Origin of the sequence: Chryseobacterium sp. GP-SGM7, from assembly GCF_049166575.1 — a bacterium.
Lineage (GTDB): Bacteria > Bacteroidota > Bacteroidia > Flavobacteriales > Weeksellaceae > Chryseobacterium.
The window spans coordinates 657271-677605 of sequence record NZ_JBMHFF010000001.1 but is presented as its reverse complement, the minus strand read 5'-3'; the positions used below and the strand labels follow the sequence as shown (position 1 = coordinate 677605).

Genomic DNA, 20335 nt, shown 5'->3' with positions numbered 1-20335 from the left:
ACCGGTTTTTTAACCGGTCTTTTTTATTCATTCATCGCATTCCATAAGCTGATCACCTCAACTTTTTCCAAAGATTCTGTAAGCTTAATTTTCTTTGAGATTTTCGGTAATAAATCGAAGAAATTATCACTAAAATGCGTATTTCCTATTAAATAAACGTCTTTCGCCAAAACATCTGTGGAAATTTCGATCTCTGTTGAAGAGATTTTTTTAATTTGAATATTGGGTTCTGATAATTTTAAATCTTTCGGTTTTGTGAAGAAATAATTGTTTTGAGCAATGATTTTTTCGTCTTTATCTTTTAAAGTTAGTTTCAAAAACACTTCATTCTTATTGGAATCTGGAATCAGGTTTTCAATTTTAATCGGGTTAAATTTTATGATTTCTTCTAAACCTTTTCCATCTGGAACACTTATAATTTTATTGATTACCTTACCATTAAAATCAATGGCTTCAATCTCAACAAAAACCTCATCAAATGTTTTCAAACCATCATTTATTCCGTAAAAATTTAGAATTCCGTCTTTTTCTTCTGTTAAAATTACCACATTTTCAAAACTTCTTTTTACCTGATAATGCAACGCTTTCCAGTTTCCTAAATAATCAATGGACGACCACGAAACAACCGGCCAACAATCATTGAGCTGCCAATATAACGTTCCCATATTGTAAGGTTTTTTGCGGCGATGCGCTTCAATCGCAATCTGCATTCCCCGAGCCTGAAGCAATTGTGAAACATAATTGTATTTCACAAAATCCTTAGGAATTTTATAATCTCGTTTCATATACAAATCAATGATATCCCAACCTCTGGAATGCTTTTCGTGCGCTTTTATCGTTTCGTTTTGTAAACTTAAATTTGGTTTTCCTGAAAACATTGAATTTGTTGTTTCCAAAGTCGGCATTCCCTGAAAACCGTATTCAGAAGCAAATCGCGGAACTTTTTCATTAAAAATCTCAAACGGTTGCTCGCCCCACCAAACGCCCCAATAATGAGAATCGCCTTCAGTTAAACTCTCTTTGTGACCCCAACCGATGGATGGCGAACTTTCCCAATAAATCTGCTTATCATTTGACGCATATCTTTTAATCGCTTCCGGAATTACTTCATGAAAAATTTTCTTATAATCTTTCCAAACCTGCAGAGAATCTTCTTTTGAATATTTGAATTGTTTTTGGTATCCCCAGTTAACAATAGCCTCATCAATTTCATTATTTCCGCACCATAATGCCAATGAAGGATGATTTTGCAGTCTTTCAACCTGATCTTTGACTTCCAATTCTACATTTTTCTGAAAATTTTCATCAGCCGGATAAAAACTTCCTGCAAACATAAAATCCTGCCAAACCAAAATCCCGTTTTCGTCGCAAGCTTTGTAAAATTCATCATCTTCGTAAATTCCGCCACCCCAAACCCGAATCATATTCATATTGGCCTCTTTGCAGTCTCTGATGAGCTTTTCATACTTTTCTTTGGTAATTCTTGGTGTAAAACTATCGGAAGGAATCCAATTTGTTCCTTTTGCATATATCGGATTTCCGTTGACTTTAAAATAAAAAGATTTTCCTTTTTCGTCTTTTTGCTGAATTAATTCTACAGTTCTAATTCCGGTATCAACAAGTTTCTGATCGAGAATTGTATTTCTGTTTAATAGAGAAAGAGCAAATTGATAAGAATAGGCATTTCCCAAGCCATTCGGTTGCCACAATTTGGGAGTTTTTATATCAAACGGAATTGATATTAAATTCTTTCCCTTTGTTAAATTATAATCTTTAAAGATACTATTAACACTTACTGAATAATCACCTTCTTTCTCGACAAAAATTTCCGTATGAAAAACCAAATTTGCAACTTCTTTTGATATTTTTTTCTGCTCGATTTTTATATTTTCAATTTTTGCCTGATTCCAAAAATTCAATTTTATATCCTTCCAGATTCCTGCTGTAACCAATCTCGGTCCCCAATCCCAACCAAACTGATACTGTGCTTTTCTGACAAAACTTCTGGGAGATTCAGGTGTTGTAAAAGGAATTTTTTTCGCTAAATCTTTTCCTATATTTACCGAAGATTTAAATTTAATCTGTAAAATATTTTCGCCAATTTTTAAATTTTTCTTTACTGAAATTGTCCATTTTCTGAACATATTATCTGTAGATTGTAACAGTTTCCCGTTTAAATAAATTTCTGAAAAAGTATCCAATCCATCAAAAATCAAATCAATATTTTGGTTTTTTAATTCTTTTGAAGAAATTTTGAAGAAAGTCTGATAATCCCAGTCTTCATTTTCAATCCACTGAACTTTTTTTTCGTTTTCATCTTTATAGGGATCGGGAATAATTTTGTTATTCATCAAATCCAAATGCACTGTTCCAGGCACTACAGCAGTAAACCATTTATTTTCTTTAGCATTTTTGAATTGCCATTTTTCAGAAGATAAATTTCGTTCTGAAAATTGTGCGTTAACTAATATTTGAATGAGAAGTAAAGTAAGAAGTAATATTTTGTTCATCAGTAATTTGATTTTAAATAAGATCTGAACATACAGTTTGTCATCCTGAAAGGATATTACCAATAAAAATAATAAGTAATTTTTCAGTGTTATAAATATTACAAACCTTGCCTAAATCCTTTCAGGATGATAAAATGAGCGCATATTTATTGAAATAATTTAATTAAAAATCAATAGCTACAAATTAACTTTTAATTTTTTGATTTCATCTGCATTGGCAAATGATTCATAAGATAACACCGCTGAAGAATGAAAATATTTACCGTGAGTTACATTTTTCAGCCCTGAAATATTACTGGAACGGACACCGCCACCAATTAAGATTTTGATGTCATCAGAATAATCCTCAATCATTTTTTTTAAATTTTCTTTTCCTTCAACTGCAGAATTTTCTCCACCTGAAGTGAGAATTTCTTTGAAACCAAGATCAATTAATTTTTCTGTGGATTCAAAAATATTTCTGGTTCTGTCGATTGCACGATGAAAAACACAAGGCTTTCCGTTGGCTAATTCAACCAGAATTTTATTTTTCTCAATATCAATTTCTTGATTTTCATCTAAAATTCCAAACACAAAACCGTCTGCATTAGCTTTCGAAAATTCAACAATACTTTTCTGCATTTGCATAAACTCTTTGTCACTGTACAAAAAATTTCCTCCGACGGGTCGAATCATGACATGAATAGGTTTTATATATTTATCTTTTAAATATCTTAATTCTTCAAGATCGGGCGTAATTCCGCCTGAATTAATGTCTGCGCAGAATTCAATTCTGTCGGCAACAGAATTTAAAGCAATTTCAGCAGAAGTAATATCAAAAGTGGCGATTTCTAGGAACATAAGTTGATTTGAAATTTGAGGTTTGAAATTTGAGATTGGGATTCGGTGTTAAAGATTTAAGATTAAGGATTTAAAATTAAAATCTTTTACTTTTCATTTGGTTCTTTTTACTTTTTACTTGCTCTTTCCTTACTTTAAAGCAAATTCAGGTTTTTCGAGACGGTTTCCTTTTTGATCGTAAACGGCAAAATTAAATCCGTTCTGAATACAATAGGAGCCGTATTCTCCTTTTTTATTGATCGCAATAAAACCTACCTGAATATCTTTTAATTTTTTGTTTCTGGCTTTTGTAATCTTTACAATTCTCTCCACCGCCTCTTTGCAAGCCTGTTGCGGATTTCTGCCTTGACGCATTAATTCAACAACAAGATGAGTTCCAACTGTTCTGATAACTTCCTCACCATGACCTGTCGCTGTCGCCGCACCTACCTCATTATCAACAAATAAACCTGCACCAATAATCGGTGAATCTCCTACTCTTCCATGCATTTTAAAAGCCATCCCGCTCGTTGTGCATGCTCCGGAGAGATTTCCTTTTGCGTCAAGAGCAATCATTCCAATAGTATCGTGATTTTCGATGTTGACGATTGGTTGATATTTGCTGTCTTTCAGCCATTCTTTCCATTCTTTTTCAGATTCTGCTGTAAGAATATTTTCTTTTTTAAAACCTTGAGAAACCGCAAATTGCAGAGCTCCGTCACCAACTAACATCACATGAGGCGTTTTTTCCATCACCGCTCTTGCCACAGAAATTGGGTTTTTAATATTTTCCAGAGCTGCAACCGAACCGATATTGTAATTTTCATCCATAATACAGGCATCCAGCGTAACCCTTCCGTCTCTGTCGGGACGGCCGCCATAACCTACACTTCTTTCCATTGGGTCATTTTCAACAAGACGCACACCTTTTTCTACAGCATCTAAGGCTCTTCCGCCTTTTGAGAGTATTGTCCAGGCTTCTTCATTGGCTTTTAAACCAAAATTCCATGTGGAAAGAACGATGGGTTTGTTGACCAAAGTTTTTTCGTTTTCTGGAACTTCTTTTGCAATTAAATCTAGGGGATTCAATAAGAATGTAGAAGATATTAATGCTGTATTTTTTAGAAATTTTCTTCTAGAGTTCATTTTTAATAGGTATTAAGTTACAGGTTTTAAACAAAAATTAATTTGCCCCGATTTCATCTACAAAAAGCCAAGCTTTAGAATCGGCTCCCGGATTTCCTATGGGAATAATTCCTGCGTTTTCTATTTTAATTTTAAGATATTTTGAGTTTTGACTGCCCACTTTAATATTGATTTTTCCTTTTTGAGAAAGAATTTCTTCTTTTCCGATTTCTTCGATCATTTTAAAATTCTTGCCGTCATCTGAAACAAAAATCTGAGCAGATTTTGCCAGATGAATCCAGCTTCCTTTATTATCTAACGTATTAAAATATACTTCCGAAAACTGAGTTTTCCGGCCGAAATTAATTGTTGCCACAACATCTTTACCCTGAAAACCTAACCATGTTTTGCCTAATTGTTTCACATTTCCAACAATTCCGTCAACCAGCGTAAATGCGCCTCCGAAAGAGTAATTTTCACTTGGCTGATGTTCTAGAGTAATTGTTTTTCCTGTTGTTTTTGATGTTGTAAAATTTTGAGAAGAAATGGCAGATTTTAATTGTCCGTTTTCAAAATAAGCAGATTTTATAATCATCTCCTTTTGAATAGAAATTGGATTTTCATACGTAAATGAATTGGCTTTTGGCTCGCTTCCGTCAACTGTAAATTTTATTCCGTTTGGATCTTGTGAAGTCGAAAGCTCATAAGAAACCCCATTTTTATCAGGAATCACTTTTCCGGCAATATTGTAGATACTTTTTGCGTAATTGATGTTCATTTGATCTAAAATTTTAAAATGCTCCACCACTCTGTTTTCAAATTCTTTATATTTTTCAGGTTTTGAAGTTCCCCAACCTACTTCTGAAAGCGCAAATAATCTTGGGAAAATCATGTATTGAACCTGTTTAAAATCAAGAATATATTCCGTCCATAAATTGGCCTGAACTCCTTTAATATATTTTGACTGTTCAGCATTTAATTCAGCCGGAATCGGGTTGTAAGAATACACTTTATCCAAAGGTGTAAAACCTCCGAAAGCATTTGGTTCCGTTGCCGGATCTCCCTGATAATGATCAAAATAACAGTATGCTCCCGGCGTCATTACAGCGTAATGATTGGTTTTTGCAGCTTCGATTCCGCCTTTAATACCTGTCCAGCTCATTACTGCGGCATTTGGTGCCAATCCGCCTTCTAAAATTTCGTCCCAGCCAATGATTTTTCTTCCTTTCGAATTTACATATTTTTCAATTCTCTGGATGAAATAACTTTGCAAACCATGTTCATCCTTCAGATTATTTTTTTTGATTAAATTCTGACAATGCGCACATTCTTTCCATCTGGTTTTCGGACATTCGTCACCACCAATGTGAATATATTGTGAAGGAAATAGCTGGATGACTTCCTCCAAAACATTTTCTAAAAAAGTAAAGGTTTCCTCTTTCGGACAAAAAACATCGTCGAAAACGCCCCATTTTGTTGCAGGTTCGAAAGGTCCTTTTGTACACGCCAATTCAGGATAAGCAGAAAGTGCTGCCAAAGCGTGACCCGGCATTTCAATTTCGGGAACTACGGTGATATGTCTTTCTGTTGCATAATTTACGACCTCTTTTATCTGCTCCTGTGTGTAAAAATATGGTCCATACGGTTTTCCGTCGAACGTATTGTCTACGTAAGCACCAATCATAGATTCTTTACGTTTTGAACCGATTTGGGTAAGTTTGGGATATTTTTTAATTTCAATTCTCCAACCTTGGTCGTCCGTGAGATGCCAATGAAAAGTATTCAGTTTATACATTGCAAGATAATCAATATACTGTTTCACTTCTTCTACCGTGAAAAAATGTCGGGAAACATCGAGATGCATTCCGCGCCAAGCAAATTTTGGTTCGTCTTCTATTTTTAAAGCCGGAATCTTTCCGTTTTTATGAGTTTCGAACATTTGAATCAAAGTTTGAACAGCTAAAAAATATCCTCGATCTGTGTACGACTTTATCAGAATCTGTTTTGGCGAAATATCGATTGAATAATAATCCTTATTGACATTTCCCTTCTCAATTAATTTAGAATATAAAAGATTGTCAGCTTGATTTTGGGCATTTGTAAATTTTAAATTTAATCTTTTCTTTAAAAAATCAGTTTCCTTTTTCGGTAAATTATTTGCCAAATTTAATGACTCTGGAATAATAAATTCCCCTTTCTGAAGCTCAACTTTTTGCGGATAAGGAATTAAATTCGGTTGAGTCTGAGAAAAAAAGAAACCCGAAATGAGTAAAGAAAAAACCAGAAGAAAATGCTTCATTTTTGGTGAAATTAGATTTCAGCGAATATAATTATTTTCTGAAAATTTTGGTCTATCATTTAACTATTTCAATTTTAAAATATCTAATTTTGCATAAAAATAGACGATGAAAAAAACAATTTTATTAGCAGCTACATTATTATTCTCTGTTTCAACACAAGCACAGATTTTAGATATTATAAAATCAACTGTTAAAAACCAAACCGGAGTGGATTTGAATAATCCTAAAATAACAACCACAACTACTCCAACAGCAACTCAGCAAACATCACCAAAAAGCAGTTCTCCCATCAATTTAGGAAGTCTAACATCAACACAAATTTCATCTGGTTTAAAAGAAGCTTTAAATCTTGGTGTAACTGAAGGCGTGAAAAAATTAGCTGTTACTGACGGCTTCCTGAAAAATGAAGCCGTAAAAATTTTAATGCCCGAAAAACTGAGAGTAATTGATACAAAACTTCGTGCTTTTGGTTTAGGAAGTTTGGCTGACCAAGGTGTAAAATTACTCAACAGAGCTGCAGAAGATGCCGTGACAGAATCTGCTCCGATTTTCACAAAAGCTATCACTTCTATGACAATTACTGATGCTAAAAATATTTTGTTGGGAGGCGACAATTCGGCGACAAATTATTTACAGAGCAAAACACAATCGCAACTTTTCACTGCTTTTCAGCCTAAAGTAAAAGCTTCTTTAGGAAAAGTAGGTGCCGATAAAGTCTGGACTCAGTTAATTTCAAAATACAACACTTTGACCGGACAAGCCGTTTCCACTGACCTTAATGAATATGTCACCAACGAAACCATCAACGGAGTTTTCAAAATGGTTGCCGAAAAAGAAAGCGGTATCAGAAATAATTCTGTGATGAGAACGACGAGTCTTTTGCAGAAAGTTTTTGGGGCGCAAGACTAAAACTGAAACATTAAAAATTTGAAAGATGTAAGATTGATTAAAGATGATGTTCCTTATTCCCTTTTTAATACAAATTTTTTATTACTACAGAAAATATAAAAAACCTTGTCGGTGCGACAAGGTTTTCGTTTTATTTAGAATTGCATTTCAGGAATCTCACCTTCGATGATTAAGTCGGCTTCGGTAGATTTGATGATGTGTTCTACGGAAACTCCCGGAGCTCTCTCAACAAGCTTAAATCCGGCTGGAGTTACATCTAAAACCGCCAATTCGGTTACTACTTTTTTTACACAGCTGATTCCTGTTAATGGAAGTGAGCATTTTTTAAGAATTTTGCTTTCTCCTGCTTTGTTTACATGCATCATCGCAACAATAATATTTTCTGCTGAAGCTACCAAATCCATTGCGCCGCCCATTCCCTTCACCATTTTTCCGGGAATTTTCCAATTGGCGATATCTCCGTTTTCTGAAACTTCCATGGCACCCAAAATTGTTAAATCAACTTTCTGTGAACGAATCATTCCAAAACTGAATGCTGAATCGAAAAATGAACCTCCGTCGAGAATCGTAATCGTCTGTTTTCCGGCATTGATGATATCTGCATCTTCTTCCCCCTCAAACGGAAACGGACCCATTCCCAAAACTCCGTTTTCACTCTGAAATTCAACAGAAAGATTGTCCGGAACGTAGTTGGCAACCAATGTCGGAATTCCGATTCCTAGATTTACGTAATACCCGTCTTTTACTTCTCTGGAAATTCTTTGTGCAATTTGTTCTTTCGTTAGCATATCATAATCTTATCCCGCCAAATTAACCATTTTTTCAGAATTACGAAATAGTTTCTTTCTTATCCTATGGTAAATTTTACTTGTCAAATTGTCGTAAATTTGTAGGCTTTTAATTTTACAAATGAAAATTTTATTAAATTATTTAAAACCATATAAATGGCTAATCTTCGCATCGTTGCTATTAGCATCTATCAATCAGGTATTTTCACTTTTTGCACCGGCAATTACAGGAAATATTTTAGATAAACTCGTAACACATCCTAATTTCTTTGATAAAGAAAAACTGATCCCAAGAACTTTAAATGAATATCTCTACGGAACCGATATTTATCACGGAGTTTTTTACTTTTTAACATTATTAATTGGAACTGCCATGATCAGCCGGATTGCAAAAGCTTTCCAGGACTATGTGGTGAGTGTAATTATTCAGAAATTTGGGGCTAAAATCTTCACAGACGGTTTACAGCATTCAATGAGACTGCCTTTCCAGGAATTTGAAGACCAGAGAAGTGGAGAAACGCTCTCAATTTTAACTAAAGTACGTGAGGATTCTGTAAAATTCATTAACAATTTTATCAATGTATTTTTTGGGATTTTGGTAAGTATAATTTTCGTTTCGGTATATGCCATTCGTCTTCACTGGTCAATTATGCCTGTTTACGTTGTTGGAATTATTCTCATTGCAGTTGTTACAAATTTATTGAGTAAAAGAATCAAGACCATTCAAAAAAATATTGTTACTGAAACCACCACTTTGGCTGGAAGCACTACTGAAAGTCTCAGAAACATTGAAATTGTAAAAAGTTTAGGTTTAACGAATCAGGAAGTTGAGCGTTTAAATAATAATACATACAAAATCCTGAATTTAGAATTGAGAAAAGTAAAAAGTATCCGTTCATTAAGCTTTGTACAAGGGACTTTGGTGAACTTCCTACAGCAAGTAATCACCTTCACTTTGCTATTATTGATATTTAAAAATATTGTAACTCCGGGACAATATTTATCATTAATGTTTTACGGATTCTTTATTTTCGGACCGATGCAGGAAATTGGGAACATCATTATTTCTTATCGTGAAGCCGAAGCATCACTTCAGAATTTTGACCGTGTGATGAAAAAAGAAGTAGAACCCAAACCTTTACTGCCAAAAAAAATCGGAGCTATTGAAGATTTAAAATTTGAAAAAGTTTCTTTTCAGCATCAATCGGCTCATTATAAAGCCATCAATTCTATTTCTTTTGATGTAAAAAATGGCGAAACGATTGCTTTTGTGGGGCCAAGCGGTTCAGGGAAAAGTACTTTGGTCAAATTACTTGTCGGATTATACAGACCACAGGAAGGAAGTATATTTTATAATAATGTTGACGGAAAGGAATTTGATTTTGACGAATTGAGAAATCAAATCGGTTTTGTAACGCAGGATACCCAACTTTTTGCCGGAACAATCCGTGAAAATCTTTTATTTGTGAATCCTTCAGCGACTGAGGAAGATTTACAGCTGGCTTTAAAAAAATCGAGCTGTACTGCACTTTTAGAACGTGCCGAAAAAGGAATTGAAACCGTAATTGGTGAAGGCGGATTAAAACTGAGCGGCGGTGAAAAGCAGAGAATTGCTATTGCAAGAGCATTATTAAGAAAACCGCATCTTTTGATTTTTGATGAAGCAACTTCTGCTTTGGACAGTATTACTGAAGAAGAAATAACAACAACCATCAAGGAAATTTCGAAAGAAAAAGAACAGATTACGGTTCTGATTGCCCATCGATTGAGTACGATTATGCATGCGGACAGAATTTATGTTTTGGAGCGTGGGCAAGTTATTGAAACAGGTTCGCATTTAAAATTGATTGAAGAGAAAGGATTATATTATGCGATGTGGAGACAGCAAATCGGGGAAAGGAAGATTAGTTTTTAGTTAAATGTGCTGAAAATATTTAGAGCACATAAGATTGAAAATCAAAAGATTTTCTGAGAGAGTGGAATTTTGGATGAATTAATATCAATCTAAATAACTAAAATAAATACCCCGAAATTAATTTCGGGGTATTTATTTTTTAAGAAACTCATTAAAAATTTTAGTCTCTTTTTCTAACGGTTCTCTGTTCAATTCTTTTTTCAAATTTTTCTCCCTGGAAAATTCTCTGAATCATAATTCCCGGAATGTGAATCTGGTTGGGGTCTAATTCTCCCGGCTCAACCAATTCTTCTACTTCAGCAATTGTGATTTTCCCTGCTCCCGCCATCGGATGATTGAAATTTCGGGCTGAACCTTTGAAAATCAAATTTCCAGCGTAATCCCCTTTCCAGGCTTTTACGATGGAATAATCTGCTTCGTAAGCGTGCTCTAAAATATGTGGTTTTCCTTTGAAATTTTTTACTTCCTTCCCTTCTGCCACTTCGGTTCCGAAACCTGCCGGAGTATAAAAAGCAGGAATTCCCGCCTGTGCAGCCCTGCATTTTTCTGCCAAAGTTCCCTGTGGAGTCAGCTCTACATCCAATTCGCCAGAAAGCATCTGTCTTTCAAACTCTGCATTTTCTCCAACATAAGAAGAAATCATTTTCTTGATTTGTTTTTTGTGAAGTAATAATCCTAAACCAAAATCGTCTACTCCTGCGTTATTTGAAATACAAGTCAGATCTTTTACATCGCTATCTACCAATGCATTGATTGAATTTTCAGGAATACCGCAAAGCCCGAATCCGCCCAACATTAAGGTCATTCCGTCCTGGATTCCTTCGATTGCTTCGACCGCATTTTTTACTCTTTTATCTATCATTTTTAAGTATAAAATTTGAAGGTCTTAAATTAGTATTTTTATTTGAAATTGAAAATGTTTTTATTACTTGAGAAAATGTAAATTTCAACGCAAAGCTCGCTAAGTTTTTTTTAAGTGATTATGCATATTTTTTGTTTGCAATGGCGTTTCACCAAGCTAAGTCTAAAGCATTTAACTTTTCGATTTGAAAAATTTTATTTTCCACAGATCACATAAATTTACACAGATTTTTAATTGAATTGGTTCAGATAATTTTTCACATGGTTTGTCATGCTGTAAGCATCTCAGTATAGATTTTGTCGGAAAATAGATTAGATTGTCTTACGTAATCAATCGAGTGAAAAACTAATTTTGTTTTGCGTGAGGGATGGAAGCGGCATCCTTTTTTGGGCTTGGGGAAGTTGCGGCTGCGAAAAAAAGATATAGCGGACAGCCCGACCTGAGTGAGGAAATGCAGCGAAGCAGAATGACCGAGCGAAGGGCACGCCCATACAATATAAGTAATAGGTAATGAGCAATTTAAAAATACTGATTTTCTATAAATATTTAATAATAAATACTTGCTAAATTAATTTTTAATTGTATTTTTGCAATCTGTTATTCAACCTCTGACGATGTCCGTGTAAGTTGCTTAGCCTAAACATTTTTTATATTATTAATAATGGATTTATTAAAGTACGTACAAGACAAGTACATCACAAAAAAAGAATTCCCTGAATTCAAAGCAGGTGATACAATCACTGTTTATTACGAAATTAAGGAAGGGCAAAAAACCAGAACTCAGTTCTTTAAAGGAACTGTTATCCAATTGAGAGGTACTGGTTCTACAAAAACTTTCACGATCAGAAAAATGTCTGGTGATGTAGGTGTAGAAAGAGTTTTCCCTATCAATATGCCGGCTTTACAAAAAATTGAAGTTGACAGAAGAGGTAAAGTTAGAAGATCTAGAATCTATTACTTCAGAGATCTTAGAGGTAAAAAGGCTAGAATTAAAGACGTTCCTTACAAGAAATAATTCAGACAACAACACATACGAAAAGAGGCTTTCTAATTTAGAGAGCCTCTTTTTATTTTAATAAATCATAATGATTATGATGCATTATTTTAATAGGATTTCATCCTATCCTTTAGAAAGGAATCCCTTTGGGAATTATTTTATATATACCCCAAAAAATTATTTTCAATTTTGTAGACTTTCAGTATCCCGCTTCCAGCTTCCCTCCTATTTAATAAACTCATACAAAGCATTCCAGAATTTATCGTAGACTTCAATGTGCGGAAGATGACCAACGTTTTCTAATTCTACGAGTTTTGAACCTGCGATTTCTCGTTGTGTTTTCTTTCCTAACTCTTGATATTGTCCCATCATTAGCTGAATTTCTTTGGGAGCACGATCTTTTCCGATTGCGGTTCTGTCTCTTGTTCCGATGATTAATAAAGTGGGAGTTTTTATGTTTTTAAATTCATAAACAACAGGTTGATTGAAAATAATATCGCTTGTTAATGCTGAATTCCAGGCAACTTGTGGGTAGTCTTTGTGTAAAGTCCAGCCCGCAATTAAATCGAGCCAAGGTTGATATTCCTGTTTCCATTTGTTGTCGTAGTAGAATTTTAACTGATAATTTTTGTAGGTTTCAGCGGTATTTTTTAATTCGGACTGATACGCTTCATCCACCGTCTGATATTTTGCTAAAGTTTTATAATCTTCCAGTCCGATTGGATTTTCAAGGATTAATTTTTCTACGGTTTCAGGATACATTAATGTGAATCTTGTAGCAACCATTCCGCCCATCGAGTGTCCTAAAACGATGACTTTATTGATTTTCAACTCATCTAAAATCGCTTTTGTATTATCCGCTAATTGCGCAAAGGAGAATTGATAGCTTTGAGGTTTTGAAGACTTTCCAAATCCGATCTGATCCGGAATAATGACTCTGAAACCTTTATCTGAAAGATCTTTTGCTGTCTTCTCCCAATACGCTCCGTTGAAGTTTTTTCCGTGAAGAAGCATTATTGCTTTTCCGTTGGATTTTTTTGGAGCAACATCCATATAAGCCATTTTTAAATTCTTTTTTTGGGAATTCAGGTTTAAAAAATGAACTTCAAAAGGATATTGATAATTGGAAAGTGTTGCGTCTAAAGGTTTTGTCTGTGAAAAAGCGAACGTTGTGGTGATTGTTAATGAAAATGCCGTGACAATGTTTTTGAAATGGTTCATGAAATTGAATTTAGATATAAATTTAAAAAAACCGCTTCAAAAGAAACGGTTTCGGTTGTTATTTATAATTTAATTATGATTACTTGGTTCTGATTTTTAACGCAAAGTTCGCTAAGTTTTTTTTAAAATGTTTAAGAATATTTTTCGTTCGCAAAGGCGTTTCACTCAGCTAAGACCGGAAAGTTTTTCAAATTAAATTTTAATGTTCGTTTTAAGAAATGGTTTCGGTAATAAGTTTTTCTTTTTTTGAAGGTAAATTCATCAAGATGATTGCCATTAAAATTAAGACAATTCCAATCCATTGAATGAGGATTACTTTTTCGCTTAATAACATAAAAGCCATTGTTACGGAAACCGGAAGCTCCAAGGATGAGATTATACTTCCCAATCCTAAACCTGTATTCGGAAAGCCTAAATTGAATAAAATTGGTGGGATGATTGTTCCGAATAATGCCAAAATAAAACCGTACGTCCAGAAAATAGAGTAATCAAAAGGTCGGATGTGTTCCGTATTTTCAGTAAAATTTAAGTAAAAAGATTTTAAATTTTCAGAATACAGCGGTCCGATTTGAGCGAAAAATAAAAAAATTAGAATAATTACAGATCCTCCTGTTAACATGATGATACTTTTTCTGAGCACCGGTAAATGTGTCGCCAATGTATTTGATGTAAACATCGTCATCGTAAATGAAGCTGCCGCTAAAAGCCCCCAAAAGATGCCGTGCCAATCTAATTTCACTTCTATATTAATAAGATTTGTAGCTAAAACAGTTCCTAATAAAACGATTAACGTGGCAATTACTTTTTTAGCATTCGGAAATTTTCTAGTGATAAAACTTTCCACAACAACACTGAACCAAACCGACTGCATCAACAAAACAATCGCAATAGATACCGCAATATATTGAACAGCGATATAGTAAAATAAACTTGTACACCCCAGAGAAGTTCCTGCCAATAACAGCATTCTGAATTCTTTACGGTTCGGTGACGATAATCTTTTTTTTGAAGTTATGGTCTGAATGAAATTCAGAATTAAAAGTCCGACTAAACCTAATACAAATTGAGCAGTTGTAACTTCAGACGTTGTAAATCCTTCGTTGTAAGACATTTTAACGAAAGTTGCAAGCATTCCGTAAATACTAGCGCCAACGCCAACAAATAATACCCCTTTTAAAATATTTTTCTTCTTCATAATTTTTTTCGCAGCCGGCAAAGTTACAACATATTATTCTAAAATTCAGACAAGCTTATCATAACAAAAATCACTTTAGAAAATTCTAAAGTGATTTTTGTTATGAAGTTTTTAACTCTATTTTTTAACAATAATTTTTTTACTGAAATCAATTCCGATGCCTTGTAATTTCACAATATAAACGCCACTTTCTATATTTTTAGTTGAAACAGGTATTCTTGAATCCTGTGAAGACCTGTTTTCAGAAAGAACTAATTTTCCTGACATATCATAAATCTGTAAATGAAGGCTTCCGATGGTAAAATCTTTCAAATAAATAAAAAATTCATCTTTTGCGGGATTCGGATAAATTGATAGTAAACTTTTATCGGGCTGAATATTAGAATTTCCATCCGTACAGTCTTTAGGAACAGAAAAATCTTCTTTTTGATCATTAATATTCATTTTATCTCCCGGTAAAGCATTTAACCCTAAACCTCTTTTGGCAAAAGTTTTCCAAATCATACATCTGTTTTCTCCTTTGGTTGTTAACATTTCGGCTGATAAAATAGCATTTCGTCCGTCGATAAATGTTGGATTGCAAGCCTGTAGCTTTAAAGCATCTGTCACCAGTTGTAAAACTCGGGCACTTCCGCTGTTTGTATCTGAAGTAACATCTGAAGAATACCCGTATTTTGCAGCATATTGCCAATGAAGATCCCAAAGCATTGATGCCCAGATAAAACCTATTCTGTGTACATCCGGGACAATTTCTCCATCTTCCTCAATTTCCATTCCGTTTGTATCTCCGTAAGTGTAATCGTTGACAGAAAAATCAGGAGAATATTTTGCAGGTCTGAATCCTGCTCCATTTGGCGATTGTCCACTTGCGTAAGTTCCTATACTTCTAGGAATATTAGCGGTTGCATTGGGTTGATTGGTAAGCATTAAAGCAAAAAAATCTGACCAGCCTTCTCCCATTTGCTCCTTGCTTGCAGATTTTAGAAGACAAGTGTAACCATTTCCTGTTAATCTATTTGAGATTCCGTGTCCGTATTCGTGGGTGATAATTCCGTTATCGAAACTTCCATCCGGTGTAACTGCAGTTGTGGGATCACTTTTTAAAGTAACATTTACTGTTAATGAATTATTAAGTTGTGTTTTGATAAATTCACCTTCGCTATTTGCAATTAAAACTGACGGAATCGTGATTGTAGGATCAGTTCCGCCCATTGAAGATGGGAAATTTACGGCAGTCGGATTATTATAAATGATTGCCGCAATTGCACCTGCATTTTGAGCATTTTTAACTTTTAAGACAAATGTACAGTTTGCGCCGCCGCCTCTTTCAATTAATCCTATTCTTCCGGCTAAAGAACCGGAAGGCAAAGCTGAACAACCATCGATTACAGAAGCTAAGACAACATCTCCTGTAACTCCGGTTCCGTTTAATTGGGGACCAAATTGTGCCGGACTTGCCTGTGGAACTCTCGGAATTGCTGTAACTGGTGCATTGTAAAAGAAATAGCGGTTAATGGTAGACCAAAGATACATCTGCATTAAAGGTTTATTTCCATCTGCGGGTGTGGTGAAATTGGCATTATTTAAACTACCTCCATCCTGGGATTCTGCAGCAACGTAATCATTTCCTATTCCACCTTTTCCAAAATTATTCTGTTGAAAATTTCTTGCTGATTCTGTAAATCCGAATTTGTAGAAAATATCGTGAACCTTATTATTGATATAAAATAAATTGGTGATTGCCGCACTTCTGTTAAAAGAAGGCGTTCCGTTTATTGAAAAAGGAAAGTCAAAATTTCTGTTTACACCACCATCTGGAGAGAAACCGGGTTCATTTTTATTTGCGGCATCTTCATAAGCAAAGACATTATTTCCTCTTGTTATTGTATAACTTGTAGTTCCTGTAGAATGCCAACCTTCCGGAGAGGATGCTAAAATCCACGGATTTGAAATAACAGAGCGACTTCCAAAAGTTGGCGCTTCAACTGGTAATGGAAAAACATTGTAAGTAGCATTATCAACTAATTTTAAATAATTTTTCTGAGTATTTTGAGATGTTATAATATCTGCAAATCCGCTTGAATAAGCATCTGAATGAAAATTACATGATAAATTTAAATTTTCCTTGGAAATAATTTCACCGGAATTTGCATCTACTAAAATATTCCAGTAATCTGAAGATTTTGGTTCCTGAAAAGAAAATTCATAAGCCAATTTTAAATTAGAATTAACTTCAACAAAAGTCAGTTTTTGTTTTACATAATTTTTTTGTTCTGAACCAGGAGAAATACTTTCTAAAATTTGGAAGTTTGCTATTTCATTATTTTTTAAAGCTAAAGCTATATTTTTAAGTGCTTTTTCTTTCGTAATTGATACATTTTCTGAACCTGAAGAATCGTAGTTTTTAATAAATGAATCTGAATAATACTCTACTTTTCCATTTTTAACCAAAGCAGTTCCAACAGCATTATAAACCGGATAATTTTTAAATTTTTGCTGAATTTTTACAATTTCACCTTTTAAAGATTCAGAAAAATCTACATTGTCAATCTCAAAATCTATTAAATCTGATTTTTTAAATTCTTGTGAGTGTTTAGTAGAAATATGGTTTTTAATCAGTCTTTTATTCTCCTGAGAAAAAAAAGAACACGGTAATAAAACAAAAAGCGTAAACAGAATCTGAACGCTTCTATTTTTTATTTTAAAAGTAAAATTGTTAGTCATGATTTTAGTTATTATTACTACCTGTTGTGCATTTAAGGGTGAAATGTTAAATAAACTAAAAATCAATCATTTGTATTTCTTTGATAAGCGAAGCGCCATTGTTTTACTTAGTTCAGCATAGTTTTGAAGTTTCTTTCGTTTAACCTTGCGTTTATTTTATCGCAAAGAATGACAAAGTTTTACAATAAATTCTTTTTTAAAACAAACAATGGCGTTTCACTTACTGAAGTAAAACAAATTTGTAAATGCACAACAGGTTATTACTGTATAAAAATAAGAAATCGCATTCGATTTACATAAAATATTATCACATTAAATACAAAAAGACTGCTTCAAGTGAAACAGTCTCAATTATTATTATTTTAAAAGAAATTATTTGCTGATAATAACCTTTGAAGTGGTATCAATTCCTAAACCTTTTACTTTTACGAGATACGTTCCGTTGATTAATCTGTCTGTAGAAATTGCTTTTTTAGAATCCGGAGAAACTTTGCTTTCAGAAGAAACTAATTTTCCGGACATATCGTAGATTTCAACATTCACTTTTCCTAAAGTGCTGCTTGGGAAGTTGATGTAAAACTCATTTTTAGCAGGATTTGGATAGATTGAGATTCCAACATTTTTCACATTATCTGTCTCAGATGTAGAAAGAAAACAATCAGCGGGAACCGTAAAATCTTCTACCTGATCATTGATATTGGTTTTAACTCCAGCCGAAGCATTCACTCCAAGACCTCTTTTTGCAAAAGTTCTCCAGATCATACATCTGTCGGCTCCGCCTGTTTTAGCTAATTCTGCTGCCAATATAGCATCTCTTCCATTAACAAATGTAGGATTACATGCTTGAAGCTTCAATGCATCTGTCACCAATTGTAAAACTCTTGCACTTCCGCTTGTTGTACCTGAAGTCACATCCGAAGCATATCCATACTTGGCAACATATTGCCAATTTAAATCCCAAAGCATTGTTGCCCAAACAAATCCGATAGAATGCACATTCGGAACTATCGCAGAACCGTTGTTATACTGCATTCCGTTTGTGTCACCATATGTATAATCATTGATTGTAAAATCCGGAGAATATTTTGCCGGTCTGATTCCCACTCCCGTAGTTGCCTGTCCTGCAGCATAAGTTCCCATTCCTCTTGGCACAGAAGCATTATCTCCTGGTTTATTAGTCAGCATTAAAGCAAAGAAGTCTGACCAACCTTCACCCATCTGCTCTTTACTTTGAGAAGAAGAAAGACAACCATAGCCGGTACCAGTAAGTCTTGTAGAAATACCGTGACCATATTCATGAGTTACAATACCATTATCAAAACTTCCATCCGGAGTTACCATTGTAGCCGGATCATCTTTTAGCGTAACATTTACGGTAGTATTTGCATTAATTAAAGCTTTGATATATTCGCCTTCAGCATTTGTAACTAAAACTGACGGAATTGTAATCGTAGCATCAGTACCAGACATTCCACCTACATTCGATCCGTTTGCTGAATTATTATAAACTATTACTGCAGCAGCTCCTGCATCTTGTGCATTTTTTACCTTAACCGTAAAAGTACATGTACCTCTTTCAATTAAACCTATTTTTCCAGTCATAGAACCAGCTGTTAATGCACTACAACCATCAAGAACGTTTGCCACTTGTACATTACCTGTAACACCGGTCGCGTCTAAAGGTAATCCGAACTGTGCAAATCCTACAATCGGTTCTCTAGCAACTGCGGCAGTAGGTGCATTATAGAAAAAATTACGATTTACAGATGACCAAAGATACATCTGCATGTAAGAAATATTACCATCAGGAAGGGTTCCAAAATTGGCATTATTTAAACCACCCCCATCTTGAGCCTCGGCTTCTACATAGTCATTCTGTGCACCTCCTAAGCCAAAATTATTTTTCTGAAAATTTTTCGCAGTCTCTGTGAAACCAAATTTATAGAAAACATCGTGAATACGATTATTTAGATAAAAAAGATTAGTAATTGAAGCATTTTGATTATCTAATGGATCTGCGGTTAAACTAAAAGGAAAATTGAAGTTTCTGGAAGCTCCTCCATCTGCTGACATTCCAGAATCTATTGCTGAAGTGTCTTCATATGCATGAACATTGTTACCTCTGGTAATTGTGTAATGAGTAGTGCCATCAGAATGCCATCCTTCCGGAGACGAAGCTAAAATCCAGGGATTTGTAAGAATTGCTCTGCTCCCAAATGTTGGTGCTTCTATAGGTAATGGGAAAACATTGTAACTTGCATTATCTGCTAGAAGAAAATTTGAAGATGAATACGATTTATTGAGGGGGCCAACGAATTTCTCATCTGAATGATCGTGGCCATAAGCTCCAGGATGAAAACTGCAAGATAAATTAAGATTTTCTTTGTTTAAAATCTCACCCGAATTTGCATCAATTAAAACATTCCAAGTATTTGCAGATTTTGGCTCACGAAGAAAGAATTCATAAGCAAACTTTAAGCTACCTTCATGTTCTATGTATACTAATCTTTGCTTTGCAAATCTTTTATGATTTGGAGTAATATCAGTATAATTAAGTATCGTAAAATCTTTAATATCACTGTTCCCAATAATATCTGCAATTTTGTTTAGAGCACTTTGTTTATTTAAAGAATTAGTATTGTTTTCTGCAGAATAATAATCTTTAATAAAGTTGTCTGTGTAATAAGTAACCTTACCTTCTTTAATCAAAGCAGTAGAAACAGCATTATATATTGGATACCCTTTATAAGTTTGCTGAGTCTTGACTATATCACCATTTAATGATTTTGAAGAATCCACATTATCAATGATGAATTGATTAAGATCTGATTTTTTATATTCTCGTAATTTATTTTGAGAAATATAATTTTTTATGATCGTTTCGTTCGATTGAGCAAACGATTTTGAAGGTATTATTGCTAAAATTGCAATAACTAGTGGTAGAATTATTTTTTTCATTTTGACTTTTAA

At 34.1% G+C, this 20335-nt stretch carries 13 protein-coding genes; 3 read left to right on the top strand and 10 right to left on the bottom strand.

Annotated features, from left to right (window positions below; genetic code table 11):
- Positions 1-23 precede the first annotated feature (23 nt).
- The 4 genes from ACOOWA_RS03040 to ACOOWA_RS03025 all read right to left on the bottom strand — a co-directional run bounded on the left by ACOOWA_RS03040 (position 24) and on the right by ACOOWA_RS03025 (position 6753).
- Positions 24-2510, bottom strand: a complete 2487-nt coding sequence (locus ACOOWA_RS03040) for a beta-mannosidase (RefSeq protein ID WP_421373129.1) — start codon at positions 2508-2510, stop codon at positions 24-26.
- 177 nt (positions 2511-2687) lie between these two features.
- Positions 2688-3350: a copper homeostasis protein CutC gene (locus ACOOWA_RS03035; protein WP_421373127.1), complete on the bottom strand. Its 663-nt coding sequence runs from the start codon at positions 3348-3350 to the stop codon at positions 2688-2690.
- Between the two features lie 129 nt (positions 3351-3479).
- Positions 3480-4475, bottom strand: coding sequence for an isoaspartyl peptidase/L-asparaginase family protein (locus ACOOWA_RS03030; RefSeq protein WP_421373126.1), 996 nt, complete (start codon positions 4473-4475; stop codon positions 3480-3482).
- A gap of 37 nt (positions 4476-4512) precedes the next feature.
- Positions 4513-6753 carry a beta-N-acetylhexosaminidase gene (locus tag ACOOWA_RS03025; protein ID WP_421373125.1) on the bottom strand — a complete coding sequence of 747 codons (2241 nt, stop codon included), beginning with the start codon at positions 6751-6753 and terminating at the stop codon, positions 4513-4515.
- Positions 6754-6859: 106 nt separating this feature from the next.
- Between ACOOWA_RS03025 and ACOOWA_RS03020 the strand changes: the two genes are divergently transcribed.
- Positions 6860-7663, top strand: a complete 804-nt coding sequence (locus ACOOWA_RS03020; RefSeq protein WP_421373124.1) for a DUF4197 domain-containing protein — start codon at positions 6860-6862, stop codon at positions 7661-7663.
- 134 nt (positions 7664-7797) lie between these two features.
- Here the strand turns inward: ACOOWA_RS03020 and ACOOWA_RS03015 are convergent, their stop codons facing one another.
- Positions 7798-8451 (bottom strand): CoA transferase subunit B, encoded by a 654-nt coding sequence (locus tag ACOOWA_RS03015; protein ID WP_421373123.1) that lies wholly within the window; start codon positions 8449-8451, stop codon positions 7798-7800.
- Between the two features lie 121 nt (positions 8452-8572).
- Here ACOOWA_RS03015 and ACOOWA_RS03010 point away from each other — a divergent pair, with 121 nt between their 5' ends.
- Complete coding sequence (locus ACOOWA_RS03010; RefSeq protein WP_421373122.1) at positions 8573-10366, top strand: ABC transporter ATP-binding protein; 1794 nt, start codon at positions 8573-8575, stop codon at positions 10364-10366.
- Positions 10367-10526: 160 nt separating this feature from the next.
- Here ACOOWA_RS03010 and ACOOWA_RS03005 read toward each other — a convergent pair whose 3' ends face one another.
- Positions 10527-11228 (bottom strand): CoA transferase subunit A, encoded by a 702-nt coding sequence (locus tag ACOOWA_RS03005; protein WP_421373121.1) that lies wholly within the window; start codon positions 11226-11228, stop codon positions 10527-10529.
- 661 nt (positions 11229-11889) lie between these two features.
- On the opposite strand from ACOOWA_RS03005, the gene rplS reads away from it, so the two are divergent.
- Entirely contained in the window at positions 11890-12243 is a 354-nt protein-coding gene (rplS, locus tag ACOOWA_RS03000) for a 50S ribosomal protein L19 (protein WP_267265038.1), read from the top strand.
- A 207-nt stretch (positions 12244-12450) separates the two neighbouring features.
- On the opposite strand, the gene ACOOWA_RS02995 is transcribed toward rplS, so the two are convergent.
- The 4 genes from ACOOWA_RS02995 to ACOOWA_RS02980 form a co-directional block, all read right to left on the bottom strand.
- Positions 12451-13446, bottom strand: coding sequence for an alpha/beta fold hydrolase (locus ACOOWA_RS02995; protein WP_421373120.1), 996 nt, complete (start codon positions 13444-13446; stop codon positions 12451-12453).
- 211 nt (positions 13447-13657) lie between these two features.
- Complete coding sequence (locus ACOOWA_RS02990) at positions 13658-14641, bottom strand: EamA family transporter (protein WP_421373119.1); 984 nt, start codon at positions 14639-14641, stop codon at positions 13658-13660.
- Between the two features lie 117 nt (positions 14642-14758).
- Positions 14759-17365 (bottom strand): T9SS-dependent M36 family metallopeptidase, encoded by a 2607-nt coding sequence (locus ACOOWA_RS02985; protein ID WP_421373118.1) that lies wholly within the window; start codon positions 17363-17365, stop codon positions 14759-14761.
- Positions 17366-17737: 372 nt separating this feature from the next.
- Complete coding sequence (locus ACOOWA_RS02980) at positions 17738-20323, bottom strand: T9SS-dependent M36 family metallopeptidase (RefSeq protein WP_421373117.1); 2586 nt, start codon at positions 20321-20323, stop codon at positions 17738-17740.
- Positions 20324-20335 lie beyond the last annotated feature (12 nt).

Bases quoted from the DNA above. Each gene is read 5' to 3' on its own strand.
- ACOOWA_RS03040 (WP_421373129.1), bottom strand. From the start codon at position 2,510: ATGAACAAAATATTACTTCTTACTTTACTTCTCATTCAAATATTAGTT.
- ACOOWA_RS03035 (WP_421373127.1), bottom strand. From the start codon at position 3,350: ATGTTCCTAGAAATCGCCACTTTTGATATTACTTCTGCTGAAATTGCT.
- ACOOWA_RS03030 (WP_421373126.1), bottom strand. From the start codon at position 4,475: ATGAACTCTAGAAGAAAATTTCTAAAAAATACAGCATTAATATCTTCT.
- ACOOWA_RS03025 (WP_421373125.1), bottom strand. From the start codon at position 6,753: ATGAAGCATTTTCTTCTGGTTTTTTCTTTACTCATTTCGGGTTTCTTT.
- ACOOWA_RS03020 (WP_421373124.1), top strand. From the start codon at position 6,860: ATGAAAAAAACAATTTTATTAGCAGCTACATTATTATTCTCTGTTTCA.
- ACOOWA_RS03015 (WP_421373123.1), bottom strand. From the start codon at position 8,451: ATGCTAACGAAAGAACAAATTGCACAAAGAATTTCCAGAGAAGTAAAA.
- ACOOWA_RS03010 (WP_421373122.1), top strand. From the start codon at position 8,573: ATGAAAATTTTATTAAATTATTTAAAACCATATAAATGGCTAATCTTC.
- ACOOWA_RS03005 (WP_421373121.1), bottom strand. From the start codon at position 11,228: ATGATAGATAAAAGAGTAAAAAATGCGGTCGAAGCAATCGAAGGAATC.
- rplS (WP_267265038.1), top strand. From the start codon at position 11,890: ATGGATTTATTAAAGTACGTACAAGACAAGTACATCACAAAAAAAGAA.
- ACOOWA_RS02995 (WP_421373120.1), bottom strand. From the start codon at position 13,446: ATGAACCATTTCAAAAACATTGTCACGGCATTTTCATTAACAATCACC.
- ACOOWA_RS02990 (WP_421373119.1), bottom strand. From the start codon at position 14,641: ATGAAGAAGAAAAATATTTTAAAAGGGGTATTATTTGTTGGCGTTGGC.
- ACOOWA_RS02985 (WP_421373118.1), bottom strand. From the start codon at position 17,365: ATGACTAACAATTTTACTTTTAAAATAAAAAATAGAAGCGTTCAGATT.
- ACOOWA_RS02980 (WP_421373117.1), bottom strand. From the start codon at position 20,323: ATGAAAAAAATAATTCTACCACTAGTTATTGCAATTTTAGCAATAATA.